Genomic DNA, 15,309 nt, shown 5'->3' with positions numbered 1-15,309 from the left:
CCTTGTCAGTGTGCTTCGGGTGCGTTCAGGTATGAAACCAGTTTATCTGCCCGATCCGGGTTCATCAAGCCGCAGGTCATCCTCTGATTTTGGGCAGAGATTGACCTCTGGTATCATCCACACAAAGTATAAGCTTAATCAGGAAGAAGAATGGCCGAACACCGTATTTCAGAATTGCTGGCCCTGCTGGCACCTTACTGGCAGCAGCATCCAGCGTTAAGCCTGACGGCTGTCCTGGCCCAACTGGCACAGGAAGCCGGCTTTCACGGCAGTCTGGAAGCTGTGAGTGACGACATGCTGATTTACCAGCTCAAGATGAGACAGACGGAAAAATCAGCCATGATCCCAGGACTGGCGAAAGACTGCGAACCCGATTTTAAAACAGCCTTGCTGAAGGCGCGCGGCGTCCTCAAATAAACCACATCGTTAATAAGCTTTTATTCGCGGGTTTTTGAGCGAGGTAGAATATTCAACCAGTTAGATAAGATATAATCCGGATTTATTACAACCGATATCATGATTGCCCAGGCCATGCACCCGGGCAACAGTCGCCGAAAATGAACGGCAATGCCCAAGGAAGCAATGTCATGAGCCAAGAGAGAATCAAAATCAAGGATGTGACTCCACAGGAGTTCAATCCGAAAACCCACAAAGGCGGCGATGACCGCTTCAACCCCAGCAACCGCATTTACGTGCGGGCGATGAAAGGGGTTTACCAACAGCTGCGCCAGCGAATGGGCTGGGTCATGATGGGACTGTTTCTGATTCTGCCCTGGATCACTTACAACGACCGTCAGGCCATCCTGCTCGATATTGGCCGTCAGCAATTTAAGATTTTTGGCACCACCTTCTGGCCGCAGGATCTGACCCTGCTTGCCTCGCTGTTGATGGTCGCGGCCTTTGCCCTGTTCTTTGTGACCACTTTCCTGGGCCGTGTCTGGTGCGGTTATATGTGTCCGCAAACCGTCTGGACCTTCATCTACATCTGGTTTGAGGAAAAACTCGAAGGCCCGGCGAACAAACGCCGGACACAGGACAGCAAAGCCATCACCCGTGAGCTCGCGCTCCGCAAAACCCTCAAACATGTTGCCTGGCTGGCCGTCGCACTGATCAGCGGCCTGACCTTTGTCGGTTATTTCCTGCCTATCCGTGAGCTGGTGACCGGCTTCTTTACCTTCAACACCAGTATGCTAGCCGCGTTCTGGGTCCTGTTTTTCACCTTCTGTACCTACGGCAACGCAGGCTGGATGCGCTCCATCGTGTGTATTCACATGTGTCCGTATTCACGCTTCCAGTCCGCGATGTTCGACAAAGATACCTATATCGTCGGCTATGATGCTGAACGGGGTGAGAAACGTGGCCCGCGTTCGCGGAAGAAAGATCCGAAAGAACTGGGACTGGGTGACTGTATCGACTGTAATCTCTGTGTTCAGGTCTGTCCGACCGGGATTGATATCCGGGACGGTCTGCAATATGAGTGCATCAACTGTGGTGCCTGTGTCGATGCCTGTAACCAGACCATGGACAAAATGGGCTACCCGCGCGATCTGATCACTTACACCACAGAGCACAAGCTGGAAGGCAAGAAAACCCGGGTGCTGCGACCCAAACTCATTGGTTATGGCGCCGTGATGCTGGCCATGTTTGGTCTGATGGCCTTCCTGATCGCCAACGTTCAACCGATGGGGCTGGATGTGATCCGGGATCGAAACCAGCTGTTCCGCATCAATACGGAAGGACTGGTCGAGAACACCTACACCCTGAAAATTCTCAACAAAACGCAGCAAAGTGCAACCTATCAGCTGAGTGTAACCGGGCTGGAAGACGTGCAGTGGTATGGTCCGAAACAGGTGGAAGTCAGTGCCGGTGAGATCTACAACCTGCCGATCAGTCTGGGCGTTGACCCGTATGAACTGGACAAACCGATTGTGGATATCCAGTTCGTGATGGAACTCCAGCAAGACGAAGAGACAGCGCATCTGATCACAGACAGCCGTTTTATCGGGGAACTGCGATAACCCAGGTTTGAGTGCAAAATTCAGTAAATTAAGGGCCGGTTACGGCCCTTTTTCATTATGCTGTATACTGATGCAACCTTTTTCAAGATGGCTGTAACACCATGACAGCACACGATGATTTCAGCTTTGCTGATCTGACACCAGATCAGCTGCTCAATGCACTGGAAAGTCTCGATATCTACGCCGCTTCCGGGCTGTTACCACTCAACAGCTACGAAAACCGCGTTTATCAGTTTACCAGCGACGAAGGACAACGGTTCGTCACCAAGTTTTATCGTCCGCAGCGCTGGACAGATGCGCAGATTCAGGAAGAGCATAACTTTGCCGCCGAACTGGCCGGGCAGGATATCCCGCTGGCCGCGCCCATCGCGATCGGGGGCCATACGCTGCACCACTTCGAGCAACACCGGTTTGCGCTGTTTCCCAGTGTCGGCGGCAGGGAATTCGAGGTTGATAACTTTGATCAGCTGGAGCAGGTCGGCCGCTTTCTGGGCCGGATCCACAAAGTCGGTCAACACAAGGCCTTCACACACCGGCCCACCTTAGGGCTGGATGAATACCTGCATCAGCCCAGAGCACTGCTGGAACAGTCAACTTTCATTCCGACACATCTGGAAAATGCTTTCTTTCAGGATTTAGATCGTCTGATTACAGCCCTGAGCGAACGCTGGCACAACGACTGGCACACGCAACGCATTCACGGCGACTGCCATCCGGGCAATATTTTATGGCGCGACGGCCCGCTGTTTGTCGATTTAGATGATGCCCGCAATGGCCCGGCCGTGCAGGATTTGTGGATGCTGCTCAACGGCAGCCGTGCCGATCAATTGGCGCAGCTGGATACCCTGCTGGAAGCCTACAGCGAGTTTTCCGAATTTGATGCCCGTGAATTGCAACTTATTGAACCATTACGTGGTCTTAGGATGGTGCATTACATGGCATGGTTAGCAAAACGCTGGCAAGATCCGGCTTTTCCGCGTGCATTTCCCTGGTTTGCAGATGCAAAATACTGGGAAGGGCAGGTGCTGGCCATTAAAGAACAACTGGCAGCCCTTGAAGAGCCGCCTTTGCAGCTGATGCCACAATGGTAATCAGACTGACTTGAACCACAGGGCAGTGCCTGATAAAAGGTATTGCATTGATTTCTCAGGGAGACCCCGACACATGTTGAAAAAACTTTTTGCCCTGGCAACGGCTGCGTTGCTGTCTATGTCTGCGCAAGCAGCTACCTTCAGCGAAGGTGATTATTATCAGGAACTGGAACTGCCAAAATCGTCCGCACCGGTCGTTACCGAGTATTTTTCATTCTACTGCCCGCACTGCTTCAACTTCGAACCACTGATCCAGCAACTGAAAACTGAAATCCCGGACAACGCCAAGCTGCAGAAAAACCATGTGTCCTTTATGGGCGGCAACATGGGCACTTCGATGAGCAAAGCGTTCGCGACTTCTGTGGTGCTGGGGGTTGAAGATAAAATGATCCCGGTTCTGTTTCAGCAGATTCACCAGCTGAACAAGCCACCACGCAACGACGAAGCCCTGCGCCAGATCTTCATCGATCAGGGTGTTTCTGCCGAAGACTTTGACGGCGCTTTCAACAGCTTTGCGGTTAACTCCATGGTGAACCGTTACAACAAAGGCTTCCGTGAAAGTGGCCTGACTGGCGTGCCAGCGGTTGTCGTGAACAACAAATATCTGGTGAAAACCGACAAAGTGAAATCCGCCGAAGAATACTTCGAGCTCATCAACTTCCTGTTGAAAAAATAAGTCTGTTTTTTCCATGAAAAAAGGGCCGGAAGGCCCTTTTTTTATGTCTGAATGCATCATCAGGCGAGTGTTCACTAAATCCTGAGTTGTTTGCAGAGCCAGTCGCAGGCTCTCATAGAAAAATAAAACAACAATATAAATATCACACCAATCAAAGCAATCAGACTCAATGGCAACCATTGATTATCCATAGCCCTTATCGGTTCATGAATATCTACGCCTAACAAATTTGGGATGATATGTTTCATTAACGTAATCAAAGCAACATCAATGGCAATTACTATATTCACAACAATAATACGCAGAAAACGATGAAACTTTGTCCGCCCTTCAGCGATTGAAAATGGATGATCTTTCATTGTCAGCCGTTTCTCTCTATCAATCATCCCCGACAATACCCGTTTCGAACACCGTCAGGTGTTATCACTCAATTAACGGTTACTGTCTCGCATTCTTTGTATCTCTTTTTTGAAGTCAGAGATGAGTTCCTGAACTAAAGGTTGAATGCTTTTCGCTTCATTCATCATGATAGGTTGCATTTTCTGCTGTATCACCGTTGATTCTTTCACCATTTTTTGCCCGAGCGGTGTCTGATAGAACCGAACCAAATTATCGAGTTCTTCTTGAGTAAATGAATCCATATAGAGTGAAATGATCGCACCTCTCACTTTTTCTGACTGATAAAAATCAATCAGTATTTTTCTTTGGATATAGCTATAGCTCACGGCAAGTGTTGCTTCATCGCCATTGTTGGGATCAATAAACTGTGCATATTGACTTAACATAGCAGGCCTAAAACCTTCAGCCGTGACCTCTAGAGATTCATCTATCTTCAAAGCCTCAAGGAGATTTTCAGCAGATTCTGCATGAGAACCATCCGCCGCGAATACTGACAATGGCAAACCAAGCACAGCCCATAACACGAAATACTTCATATAAAACCAATCAGAATAATCAACAAAACGCATAACAATTAAACCACAGCTCTCCGCTTTGCCTTAGCGCTTGTTCATCTCTCCCGGCAATCGTTCTAAACCACCTGACTCGTGAGCTGCTTCAGCAGGCGATCCATGGCGCGGTAGCCGAGAGCTTCGGCCAGATGGGCGCGTTCAATCTCAGGTTTACCGGCCAGATCGGCGATGGTGCGAGCCACTTTGATGATCCGGTGATAAGCACGAATCGACAGGCCGAGCTGGTGCAGGGCGGCTTCGAGAAATTCTGCGTCGGGTTTGGCCAGCACGCAGTGCTCGTCCAGTTCGCGGGTGCCCAGCAGGGCATTGATTTTACCGCTGCGATGTCGCATCCGGTTTCTGGCGTCAGCCACGCGTTCCGTGATCACCGCGGTGGTTTCACCGCGATCGCCGCCTTGCGACAAGGTGCCACGGGGCAGCGCCGGAATTTCAATCGACATGTCAAAGCGGTCGAGCAACGGGCCGGAGAGTCTACCCAGATAGCGTAAAATCGCCTGCGGGTTGGTACGGGTCTGGCTGCCTTCGTAGTAACCGGTCGGGCTGGGATTGAGGGCTCCAATGAGCTGAAATCGGGCCGGAAAGGTGGTTTTGCTGGTCGCTCTGGAAATCACGATCTCGCCAGATTCCAGCGGTTCCCGTAACGAATCCAGCACTTTGCGCTCAAACTCCGGCATTTCGTCCAGAAACAGAATGCCGTTATGGGCCAGTGAAATTTCACCAGGGCGGGGAATGGAGCCGCCGCCGACCAGGGCTGCCATGGAACTGGAATGATGGGGCGCGCGAAACGGGCGATTGCGCCAGTTGCCAGCGTGAAGTGACTGAGCCGTCAGCGAAGTGATTGCCGCAGTTTCCAGTGCTTCCTCCACAGCCATTTCAGGCAGCAGATCGCGCAGGCGTGAGGCCAGCATCGTCTTGCCGGTACCGGGCGGCCCGACAAACAACAGATTGTGTCCCCCAGCGGCGGCAATCTCCAGCGCCCGTTTCCCTTGCTGCTGACCGATAATGTCCTGCATGTCCCGTCCGTGATTCACAACCTCTCGGTGACCCGGTTCCCGGCAATGCAGTGACAATGCTTCCTGACCACACAGGTACCCGCAGACAGCCAGCAAACTGGCGGCTGATTTGTGTTTGTCGCGGCCCACCAGCGCCGCCTGATCGCCATTGGCATCCGGCAGTACCAGACAGCGATTGGCCTCTTTGGCAGCCAGCGCAGCGGGCAGGGCACCTTTGACAGGACGCAGTTCGCCCGACAAAGCCAGCTCCCCTAAAAATTCATGATCGTGCAGCTTACTGTCTGTAATTTGCCCGGAAGCTGCGAGAATCCCCAAAGCAATCGGCAGATCAAACCGCCCCCCTTCTTTCGGCAGATCCGCCGGGGCCAGATTGACCGTGATCCGCCGGGCCGGAAATTCGAAATTGGCATTCACAATCGCGCTTCTGACCCGGTCTCTTGCTTCCTTGACGGTGGTTTCCGGTAATCCGACCAGATTGACGGCTGGCAGGCCGTTACTGAGGTGAACTTCAACGGTAACAGCCGGTGCATCAACACCGACACAAGCCCTGCTATGAACGATCGCCAGTGTCATTTTCTTCCCCTGAATATCTAAATTGTGTGTGTTATCAATAGGTAGCCGCATTCAAGCAGCACAATGTTTGCAAGATATCCAAAGCGAATCGAAAATAACCACAACAATTTTCTTGTCATGCGACGAAAGTCTGTGATAAGACTAAAGGCGCACAACAACTATACAAGAATTTCGGACAGACAAGTCAATGCTATTAAACGTCAACCTACTGGTCCTCATTATCAACGTCATCGTGGTGATTATTTCACCGCGACGGGGGCTGGCAGGCGTAAAATAGCAAAAACGCAAACACACGCAGAAAAAGCCCCCGCACCGAAAGGTCCGGGGGCTTTTTTCATACCTGAGCCGGGAAAAGACTGCACAAAACCAACAATCGCAGCAACCGGCCAAGGTCATCAAAAACAGGGAGCCATGATGACAGGCGCAGAGTTAGTAGTAGAAGCCTTGAAGCAACAAGGGGTGAACACCGTCTTCGGGTATCCGGGCGGTGCAATCATGCCCATCTATGATGCCTTGTACGACGGCGGTCTCCGGCACGTGCTGTGCCGCCATGAACAGGGCGCAGCCATCGCTGCGATCGGTTTTGCCCGAGCCAGCAATGCCGTGGGCGTTTGTCTGGCAACATCCGGACCGGGGGCGACCAACCTGATCACCGGTCTGGCCGATGCCATGCTCGACTCGGTCCCGCTGGTGGCGGTGACCGGCCAGGTCGCCAGCCCGATGATCGGCACCGATGCCTTTCAGGAAGTCGATGTTCTGGGGATGTCACTGTCCTGCACCAAGCACAGTTTTCTGGTCACGGACCCGAACGAATTACCCGGCGTGCTGGCCGAAGCCTTTGAAATCGCCCAGAGCGGCCGACCGGGCCCGGTTCTGGTAGATATCGCCAAGGATGTTCAGATCGCAACCATCGACCATCCGCTGGCCCCGCTGCACGCCGCACCCGATTTACCCGCAACCGATCCTGAACACTTTGCGCTGGCACAACAGTTACTTGCCGACAGCCAGCGCCCAATCCTTTATGTCGGTGGCGGTGTCCAGCTGGCAGATGCAGTCAGCAGCGTCAGAGACTTCCTGCAGACCACCCAGATGCCTGCCGTCTCCACCCTGAAAGGACTGGGTGCTGTCGATCCGGCCTATCCGTATCATCTGGGGATGCTGGGGATGCACGGCACCAAAGCAGCCAATCTGGCCGTCCAGGAATCTGATTTGCTGATCGCCGTCGGCGCCCGCTTTGATGACCGGGTCACCGGGAAACTGGATACATTCGCCCCGCATGCCAAAGTCATTCATCTGGATATCGATCCGGCCGAGCTGGGTAAACTACGCCGCGCTCATGCAGCCTTGCGTTGCGATCTGAAAACAGTATTGCCGCAACTGGCCCGCCCGATGTCGCTGGCCCCCTGGCAACAGCACATCACCGATCTGATCGCCGGGAACGGCTGGCGTTACGATCATCCGGGCGAGCGGATATATGCACCACTGCTGCTGAAACAGCTGTCCGAAAAAATGGACGATCAAACCGTCATCAGCACCGATGTCGGTCAGCACCAGATGTGGGTGGCGCAGCACATGCAGCATCGCCAGCCACACAATCTGCTGACTTCAGCTGGCCTGGGTACCATGGGCTTCGGCCTTCCGGCAGCCATCGGTGCCAAGCTGTCCCGCCCGGACGATCAGGTGGTTCTGGTTTCCGGTGACGGTTCTTTCATGATGAACGTGCAGGAACTGGGCACCATCCGCCGTCTGGGCCTGCCGGTGAAAATCGTGTTGCTGGACAATCAGCGGCTGGGCATGGTTCGTCAGTGGCAGGAGCTCTTTTTCGACGGCCGCTACAGCGAAACCACGCTGACCGATAACCCCGATTTTGTGACTCTGGCCAGTGCCTTCGGCATTCCGGGTCAAACCATTACGCGCAAGGAAGAAGTGGGTCCCGCGCTGGACACCCTGCTGGCAAGCGACACAGCCTACCTGCTGCACGTTGCCATTTCTGAAGCTGATAACGTCTGGCCACTGGTTCCACCCGGTGGTGCCAACCACGACATGATGGAGGAACCTGTATGACCCAGCACACTTTGACGATCCAAGCCGCCAGCCGACCTGAACTGCTGGAACGTGTTCTGCGGATCACACGCCATCGCGGTTTCATGGTAAAACAGTTTTCTATGGCGCATAGTGAAGACTGTACGTCCGTCGACATTGAAGTGACGGTCGACAGTGAGCGTCCGATTCTTGCCCTCTACAATCAGTTGGACAAGCTATGGGATGTCACTGGCGTCACCATTTTAGAGCAGCAACAAAAACAACAAATCAGCGCATAACGAAAGGATTACACAATGGCTAACACAGCAGACTACATTTGGTTCAACGGTGAAATGGTTCCCTGGCAGGATGCGAAAGTCCACGTTCTGACCCACGCTCTGCATTATGGTACTTCTGTTTTTGAAGGGATCCGCTGCTACGATACACCGAATGGCCCTGTGGTTTTCCGCCACCGCGAGCACATGGAGCGCCTGAAAGATTCCGCCAAAATCTATCGCTTCCCGATCCCATACACCGTAGACGAACTGATGGAAGCCTGCCGCGAGACCCTGCGCGCCAACAAGTTAAGCTCGGCTTATATCCGTCCGCTGGGTTATGTCCCGAACGTCGGTCTGGGGGTTTGTCCGCCAAACGGAACGGAAATGGATCTCATCATTGCGGCCTTCTCCTGGGGCGCTTATCTGGGTGAGGAAGCACTGGCCAGCGGTGTGGATGCCATGGTTTCCAGCTGGAACCGCGCTGCACCGAACACGATTCCGACCGCGGCCAAAGCAGGCGGCAATTACCTGTCTTCGCTGCTGGTGGGTGGTGAAGCCCGCCGTCACGGTTACGCCGAAGGCATCGCCCTCGATGTACGGGGGTACCTCTCCGAAGGGGCCGGGGAAAACATCTTTGTGATCCGCAATGGTGTGATTTCCACACCGCCGGCCACCAGCGCCATTCTGCCGGGCATCACCCGCGATGCCATCGTGACGCTGGCGACCGAAATGGGCTATACAATCCGCGAAGAAAATATCGCCCGTGAAGCGCTGTATCTGGCTGATGAGATCTTCATGACGGGGACAGCCGCAGAAATCGTGCCGGTACGCAGCGTGGATCAGATCACCGTGGGTGAGGGCAAACGCGGCCCAATTACCGAAAAAGTTCAGGCGGCATTCTTCGGGCTGTTCAACGGCCAGACCGAAGACAAATGGGGCTGGCTGGATCCAGTCTACCCAGCCGAAAAATAAGCCACACTATAAGAACGCAAACACAGCAATGTCCCGCCGGTTTCGCCAACAGCAACCGGCGGCTCAAAAAGGAATTTCACGTTATGCCTAAGTATCGTTCCGCCACCACCACCCACGGCCGAAACATGGCCGGTGCCCGCGCCCTGTGGCGTGCCACCGGAGTCAAAGATGAAGATTTTGGCAAACCCATCATCGCCGTTGTGAACTCCTTCACCCAGTTTGTACCGGGCCACGTCCACCTGAAAGATCTTGGTCAGCTGGTGGCAGCCGAAATTGAAAAGGCCGGTGGGATTGCCAAAGAATTCAACACCATTGCCGTGGATGACGGCATCGCCATGGGCCATGGTGGCATGCTTTATTCCCTGCCGTCCCGTGAACTGATCGCCGATTCCGTGGAATACATGGTCAACGCACACTGTGCGGATGCCATGGTGTGCATCTCCAACTGTGACAAAATCACGCCGGGGATGCTGATGGCCGCCATGCGCCTCAATATTCCGGTGATCTTTGTGTCCGGCGGCCCGATGGAAGCCGGCAAGACCAAACTGTCGGATCAGATCCTCAAACTGGATCTGGTCGATGCCATGATCCAGGGCGCAGATCCCAAAGTGTCAGACGAACAAAGCGAGCAGATCGAACGCTCGGCCTGTCCGACCTGCGGATCCTGTTCCGGGATGTTCACCGCCAACTCCATGAACTGCCTGACCGAAGCGCTGGGCCTGAGTCAGCCGGGGAACGGTTCTTGTCTGGCCACCCATGCCGATCGAAAAGAACTGTTTATTACCGCAGGTCAGCGCATTGTCGGTCTGACCAAGCGCTACTATGAACAGGACGATGCCAGTGTCCTGCCGCGAAATATCGCCAGCAAGAAAGCCTTTGAGAATGCAATGGCGCTGGATATCGCCATGGGCGGCTCAACCAATACGGTCCTGCACCTGCTGGCAGCCGCGCAGGAAGGTGAGATTGATTTCACCATGGATGATATCGACCGGATGTCACGCAAGGTGCCCCACCTGTGTAAAGTCGCCCCCTCAACCCAGAAATATCACATGGAAGACGTTCACCGCGCAGGCGGTGTGTACGGCATTCTGGGTGAACTGGATCGGGCCGGACTGCTACACAATGATGTCCCGAACGTGCTGGGCATGACGCTGGCTCAGGCGCTGACACAATACGATATCAAACAGACCGATTCCGATGCTGTACGCTCCTTTTTCCGCGCTGGCCCCGCCGGGATCCGTACCACGCAGGCCTTCTCACAGGACTGTCGCTGGGACACGCTGGATGACGACCGCGACAACGGCTGTATCCGCAATCAAGAACACGCCTTCAGTCAGGACGGAGGTCTGGCAGTGCTGTCCGGCAATATGGCCGTCGACGGTTGTATCGTCAAAACCGCCGGTGTGGATGAAAGCTGCCTGACCTTTGAAGGCCCGGCTGTGGTATTTGAAAGTCAGGAAACCGCGGTAGAAGGCATTCTGGGCGGCAAAGTCAAAGCCGGTGATGTGGTCATTATCCGCTACGAAGGCCCGAAAGGCGGTCCGGGCATGCAGGAAATGCTGTATCCGACCACCTATCTCAAGTCGATGGGACTGGGCAAGGACTGCGCCCTGATCACCGATGGTCGTTTCTCGGGCGGCACCAGCGGCCTGTCGATTGGTCACGTCTCTCCGGAAGCTGCTAACGGCGGCACCATTGGTCTGATTGAAGACGGGGACTGCGTGGCCATCGACATTCCGAATCGCAGTATCGAGCTGAAAGTCGATGAGGCAACACTGGCCAAGCGCCGTGAAGCGGCCAATGCACGCGGCTGGAAGCCCGTGGATCGCCAGCGCACCGTATCATTTGCCCTGCGTGCTTATGCCAATCTGGCCACCAGCGCAGACAAAGGTGCGGTCCGGGATAAATCCAAACTGGAAGGATAAAGATGATGAGTGAGGTGACACAGGCCAGTGCCGCGGCCTTTCTCAGCGGCGCTGACTATCTGCGGGAGACGCTGCGTGCGCCGGTTTACGAGGTGGCGCAGGTCACCCCGTTACAGGACATGGAACGGCTCTCCAAACGATTTGGCAACCGAATCCAGATCAAACGCGAAGACCGTCAGCCAGTGCACTCATTCAAACTGCGCGGGGCCTACAACATGATGGTCCAGCTGACTGCGGCCCAGCGTCAGGCCGGGGTGATTGCCGCTTCGGCTGGTAACCATGCACAGGGGCTGGCGCTGTCGGGCCAGCAACTGGGCGTCCAGGCCATTATCGTGATGCCGCGGACCACGCCGGATATCAAGGTCGATGCCGTCAGAAGTTTTGGCGGCCAGGTCGTTCTGCATGGCAGTAACTTTGACGAAGCCAAAGGCCACGCCATTGCGCTCGCTGAGCAGCACGGCTATACCTTCATACCGCCGTTTGACCACCCGGCCGTCATTGCCGGGCAGGGCACCATCGGCATTGAGCTGGTGCAGCAAAACGGCCATCTCGACTATGTCTTCGTGCCGGTCGGTGGTGGCGGTCTGGCGGCAGGCGTTTCCGTCCTGCTGAAACAGCTGATGCCGGAAATTAAAATCATTGGCGTGGAAGCCGAAGATTCCGCCTGCCTGCGGGCAGCACTGGATGCCGGCGAGCCGGTGACGCTGGATCAGGTCGGGCAGTTTGCCGATGGTGTCGCCGTGAAGCGGATCGGGGATGAAACTTTCCGGCTGTGCCAGCAGTATCTGGATGATGTGATCACCGTCAGCAGTGATGAGATTTGCGCGGCGGTGAAAGATATCTTTGAAGATACCCGTGCCATTGCCGAACCGTCCGGCGCGCTGTCGCTGGCTGGCCTGAAAAAATACAGCGAGCAGTACCGCCTCAAAGACAAACAGCTGGCCTCGATTCTGTCTGGGGCCAACCTGAACTTTCATGGCCTGCGTTATGTGTCGGAGCGTTGCGAGCTGGGTGAGAAGCGGGAAGGGCTGCTGGCGGTCACTGTACCTGAGCGGCCGGGGGCTTTCCTCGATTTCTGCCACCTGCTGGGCGGACGGGCCGTCACGGAGTTCAACTATCGTTATAACGACGATACGCTGGCCAATGTGTTTGTCGGGGTCCGTTTACTGCAAGGTCAGGAAGAGCTGGACAGCATCATTACAGATCTGCGCAAGGGCGGCTATCCAGTGGTCGATCTGTCTGATGATGAAATGGCGAAAGTCCATGTGCGCTACATGATCGGCGGACGACCCTCCAAGCCCCTTCAGGAACGTCTGTACAGTTTCGAGTTTCCGGAATATCCGGGAGCGCTGCTGAAATTCCTGACCACGCTGGGTACGCACTGGAACATCAGCCTGTTCAATTACCGCAACCATGGCGCGGATTATGGCCGCGTGTTATGTGGCTTTGAACTGGAAGAACACGATTTGCTGTCCTTCACCAGCCACCTGCGTGAGCTGGGCTACCAGTGGAAAGACGAAACCGAAAATCCGGCCTACAAGTTTTTCCTGGCGCAATAACAACAGCTCCCCAGCCACGCTCGTGACATGAGCTGGGGAGTGATTCCACTAAATTTCAACGGCTTTACTTCCCAGAAAAGCACAATGAATCGGTGGCTCTTCCAAGACCGATACATGAAGCATTTCACTGACAGTATTATCCATAAAGCCGCCCCAACTTAGAGCGCCAAGATCCTGTGCCTCTGCAGACAACAACATATTCTGCATGATGTGTCCCGCCTCAAGCAAAGCCAGCCTGTACCCCCGCTCTCCATATTTGGTACAACATCGCTCAAAAATAGAAGTGATGACGACAATCCCTGCGATCTGATCAATCAGATCTTGCGCCATAAATGCATCCGACAATACAGCCGGAGCAGGCAAATGTGCCACAGGATTGAGCACATGAGTCTGTGTCTGATAATGATAAATACCCTTCGCCAGCCCCTGAACATTCAGGGCAATGAAATAAACTTCACAGGGATAAAGGCCGCCTCCGGATGGATAACTTCGTAAATGAACAACGTCTTGTTGATCCATGCCTTGAAAAGATTGAATCCCAGAGCTGCCAGCAGACCACCCCAACAGATTCACAAGATCATCCAATAATATTGACTGGCCGGAAAAGGTACGAGTCGATCGACGAGTCGCCATCAATGCCTTTAAATCCAGATATTTTGGTTCTGAACTCTGCAGTTGAATCGCCCGTTCTTTCAGATATTCCTTATGATTTCGCGTTGTTTCCAATAAAAATCTAGGTTCTGATAAATATTCACTCACACGAGCCCGTGTTTTAGCGAGTACTGCGGGCGTATATTTTGTATTTTCGTGAAAATAAGCCGCATAGGAATCAGCCCAGTGCGATTCATGAAATAATATTTTTGATTTTCTCTTAAGCTGGGACATAACTTTCCTTAAGGAAATGGATGAGGCTCACAGTTGATATCATTTGGAAAATCCATTCGGTGAAAGTCAGCAAATTGCCTCAGCCTTTTCTCATCCAAATATTCCATACCGAACCCAACATGCAAAGGCTGTAGTTGTGGTGCAATGACACGAACTGTATGTATATTTAATGCTGAAAAATCAGGCTGAGTTATATCAACATAATAAGCATCCACCTGATTGGATATTAGCTTTTCAGTAATGTAATCCAGCTCTGCACGTTCACAGGAAAAAGAACGATCGTGTTCTTCAAACCAACCGGGGGAAACCTCTGATCCAGAAAATAAAAAACTGAGATTCTTATGGTGTTTTGGTTCAAAATAAAACCGCACATGCTGCTCAAAATTTGTTACGGATTCCCGATCATCGCTTGTTAAACCATCTCGCTTCATCTCTAATACCCAGTTCAGCGTGTGGCATGCTTCAACGACCGCCTTTTCGATCGCAGCGAATCCGTTGACATTGCATGCCATCCCCAAAGCTAAGCCCGATTGTCCTGGAAGAACAATTGCGCATAATACACAGGGGATAGGAATCTCAGTGGGCATCGAGAGTAAAAAGATATCACAATCCCGATGAGCGATAAGACGCTCAATCGCAGGGATTTTCTGAAAGACTCGCTGCAATGGAATTTGCTCGGGTGAGCGGCGCAATAACCAATGACAGCTAAAAGCGTCTCGCTCAATCACTTCTTTCACTCCCCCCAAAACGGCATGTGTAATCTCTTTCCCAGCCGCAAGACCCGTACTGACTTGAGGAAAAAACACTTCATGGTATTGATGACTGGGAAAACCAAGATAGACTTTTTGCGCAGGTAAATACTTTTCCTCTGGGTTCGTCAGTGATTGACCCTTCACCCAAAATAAATGTTTTTTTTCTTCCGGGCTTCGAAAATGAAAGTCATCACGCGCATATTGTAAATCGCTAAAGCCAACAAAATGGTTCAGCGGAACTGCATCCATGCCAAGTTGTTCCTGGCTGGCCCAAGTCAGTGCAGTCAAATCGAACTGAAATCCCATATACCGCTCACAAGCTTCACCAAGTGTTGACCACAATGCCTGCTCCCGATCAAATGAGGCACCAGATGCTAAAATTGTTTCCTGTGCAACCCAGTTTTCATGGTCGTTCACCACATTAATATCGGTACACTGAGCAGAAAAAATAAATATCCCTGACTCCGTTGCCTGTAAAGGAACTTCAATTAATGTCGTGATGACTCCGGCTTTCTGATCAACCAAGCGATGCAGGACATGCTTAATCTGATTTGAAAGTTGATAATTCATCTTA

The 15,309-nt window shown here is 53.1% G+C and carries 14 protein-coding genes; 9 read left to right on the top strand and 5 right to left on the bottom strand.

The window, feature by feature from the left end; all coding sequences use genetic code 11:
* The first annotated feature begins 150 nt into the window (after positions 1–150).
* The 4 genes from Q4579_RS16030 to Q4579_RS16015 all read left to right on the top strand — a co-directional run bounded on the left by Q4579_RS16030 (position 151) and on the right by Q4579_RS16015 (position 3,785).
* Positions 151–417, top strand: coding sequence for a YihD family protein (locus Q4579_RS16030; protein ID WP_303565573.1), 267 nt, complete (start codon positions 151–153; stop codon positions 415–417).
* A 170-nt stretch (positions 418–587) separates the two neighbouring features.
* Positions 588–2,018, top strand: coding sequence for a cytochrome c oxidase accessory protein CcoG (gene ccoG / locus Q4579_RS16025; protein ID WP_303565572.1), 1,431 nt, complete (start codon positions 588–590; stop codon positions 2,016–2,018).
* Between the two features lie 101 nt (positions 2,019–2,119).
* A complete protein-coding gene (locus Q4579_RS16020) occupies positions 2,120–3,109 on the top strand; it encodes a serine/threonine protein kinase (RefSeq protein ID WP_303565571.1) in 990 nt (329 codons plus the stop codon).
* A gap of 73 nt (positions 3,110–3,182) precedes the next feature.
* The gene (locus Q4579_RS16015; RefSeq protein ID WP_303565570.1) at positions 3,183–3,785 is read left to right on the top strand and encodes a thiol:disulfide interchange protein DsbA/DsbL; all 603 of its coding nucleotides are present in this window, start codon (positions 3,183–3,185) and stop codon (positions 3,783–3,785) included.
* A 74-nt stretch (positions 3,786–3,859) separates the two neighbouring features.
* Here Q4579_RS16015 and Q4579_RS16010 read toward each other — a convergent pair whose 3' ends face one another.
* From Q4579_RS16010 to Q4579_RS16000, 3 genes are all read right to left on the bottom strand, one after another.
* Positions 3,860–4,171 carry a hypothetical protein gene (locus Q4579_RS16010; protein WP_303565569.1) on the bottom strand — a complete coding sequence of 104 codons (312 nt, stop codon included), beginning with the start codon at positions 4,169–4,171 and terminating at the stop codon, positions 3,860–3,862.
* 45 nt (positions 4,172–4,216) lie between these two features.
* The gene (locus Q4579_RS16005) at positions 4,217–4,753 is read right to left on the bottom strand and encodes a DUF2059 domain-containing protein (RefSeq protein WP_303565568.1); all 537 of its coding nucleotides are present in this window, start codon (positions 4,751–4,753) and stop codon (positions 4,217–4,219) included.
* Positions 4,754–4,815: 62 nt separating this feature from the next.
* Positions 4,816–6,342 (bottom strand): YifB family Mg chelatase-like AAA ATPase, encoded by a 1,527-nt coding sequence (locus Q4579_RS16000; protein WP_303565567.1) that lies wholly within the window; start codon positions 6,340–6,342, stop codon positions 4,816–4,818.
* Positions 6,343–6,756: 414 nt separating this feature from the next.
* Here Q4579_RS16000 and ilvG point away from each other — a divergent pair, with 414 nt between their 5' ends.
* From ilvG to ilvA, 5 genes are all read left to right on the top strand, one after another.
* Complete coding sequence (gene ilvG, locus Q4579_RS15995) at positions 6,757–8,406, top strand: acetolactate synthase 2 catalytic subunit (RefSeq protein ID WP_303565566.1); 1,650 nt, start codon at positions 6,757–6,759, stop codon at positions 8,404–8,406.
* Entirely contained in the window at positions 8,403–8,663 is a 261-nt protein-coding gene (ilvM, locus tag Q4579_RS15990; RefSeq protein WP_211646719.1) for an acetolactate synthase 2 small subunit, read from the top strand. The genes ilvG and ilvM overlap by 4 nt, the downstream gene beginning before the upstream one ends.
* 15 nt (positions 8,664–8,678) lie before the next feature.
* Positions 8,679–9,614 (top strand): branched-chain amino acid transaminase, encoded by a 936-nt coding sequence (locus Q4579_RS15985; RefSeq protein ID WP_211646718.1) that lies wholly within the window; start codon positions 8,679–8,681, stop codon positions 9,612–9,614.
* A gap of 83 nt (positions 9,615–9,697) precedes the next feature.
* Positions 9,698–11,539: a dihydroxy-acid dehydratase gene (gene ilvD, locus Q4579_RS15980; protein WP_303565564.1), complete on the top strand. Its 1,842-nt coding sequence runs from the start codon at positions 9,698–9,700 to the stop codon at positions 11,537–11,539.
* Between the two features lie 5 nt (positions 11,540–11,544).
* Complete coding sequence (ilvA, locus tag Q4579_RS15975; protein WP_303565562.1) at positions 11,545–13,098, top strand: threonine ammonia-lyase, biosynthetic; 1,554 nt, start codon at positions 11,545–11,547, stop codon at positions 13,096–13,098.
* Between the two features lie 48 nt (positions 13,099–13,146).
* Here ilvA and Q4579_RS15970 read toward each other — a convergent pair whose 3' ends face one another.
* Positions 13,147–13,983, bottom strand: coding sequence for a SagB/ThcOx family dehydrogenase (locus Q4579_RS15970; RefSeq protein ID WP_303565561.1), 837 nt, complete (start codon positions 13,981–13,983; stop codon positions 13,147–13,149).
* 8 nt (positions 13,984–13,991) lie between these two features.
* Positions 13,992–15,305 (bottom strand): YcaO-like family protein, encoded by a 1,314-nt coding sequence (locus tag Q4579_RS15965; protein WP_303565560.1) that lies wholly within the window; start codon positions 15,303–15,305, stop codon positions 13,992–13,994.
* Positions 15,306–15,309: the final 4 nt, after the last annotated feature.

The organism is Photobacterium sp. 1_MG-2023 (genome assembly GCF_030547945.1).
Classification (GTDB): domain Bacteria; phylum Pseudomonadota; class Gammaproteobacteria; order Enterobacterales; family Vibrionaceae; genus Photobacterium.
Note: the sequence above shows the minus strand (reverse complement) of the source record. Positions and strands in the feature narration are given on the sequence as shown.

Coding starts and splice junctions, on each gene's coding strand:
- Q4579_RS15970 (WP_303565561.1), bottom strand. CDS start 13,983: ATGTCCCAGCTTAAGAGAAAATCAAAAATATTATTTCATGAATCGCAC.
- Q4579_RS16005 (WP_303565568.1), bottom strand. CDS start 4,753: ATGCGTTTTGTTGATTATTCTGATTGGTTTTATATGAAGTATTTCGTG.
- Q4579_RS16015 (WP_303565570.1), top strand. CDS start 3,183: ATGTTGAAAAAACTTTTTGCCCTGGCAACGGCTGCGTTGCTGTCTATG.
- ilvA (WP_303565562.1), top strand. CDS start 11,545: ATGAGTGAGGTGACACAGGCCAGTGCCGCGGCCTTTCTCAGCGGCGCT.
- Q4579_RS16010 (WP_303565569.1), bottom strand. CDS start 4,171: ATGATTGATAGAGAGAAACGGCTGACAATGAAAGATCATCCATTTTCA.
- ilvM (WP_211646719.1), top strand. CDS start 8,403: ATGACCCAGCACACTTTGACGATCCAAGCCGCCAGCCGACCTGAACTG.
- Q4579_RS15965 (WP_303565560.1), bottom strand. CDS start 15,305: ATGAATTATCAACTTTCAAATCAGATTAAGCATGTCCTGCATCGCTTG.
- ilvD (WP_303565564.1), top strand. CDS start 9,698: ATGCCTAAGTATCGTTCCGCCACCACCACCCACGGCCGAAACATGGCC.
- Q4579_RS16030 (WP_303565573.1), top strand. CDS start 151: ATGGCCGAACACCGTATTTCAGAATTGCTGGCCCTGCTGGCACCTTAC.
- ilvG (WP_303565566.1), top strand. CDS start 6,757: ATGACAGGCGCAGAGTTAGTAGTAGAAGCCTTGAAGCAACAAGGGGTG.
- Q4579_RS16020 (WP_303565571.1), top strand. CDS start 2,120: ATGACAGCACACGATGATTTCAGCTTTGCTGATCTGACACCAGATCAG.
- Q4579_RS16000 (WP_303565567.1), bottom strand. CDS start 6,342: ATGACACTGGCGATCGTTCATAGCAGGGCTTGTGTCGGTGTTGATGCA.
- ccoG (WP_303565572.1), top strand. CDS start 588: ATGAGCCAAGAGAGAATCAAAATCAAGGATGTGACTCCACAGGAGTTC.
- Q4579_RS15985 (WP_211646718.1), top strand. CDS start 8,679: ATGGCTAACACAGCAGACTACATTTGGTTCAACGGTGAAATGGTTCCC.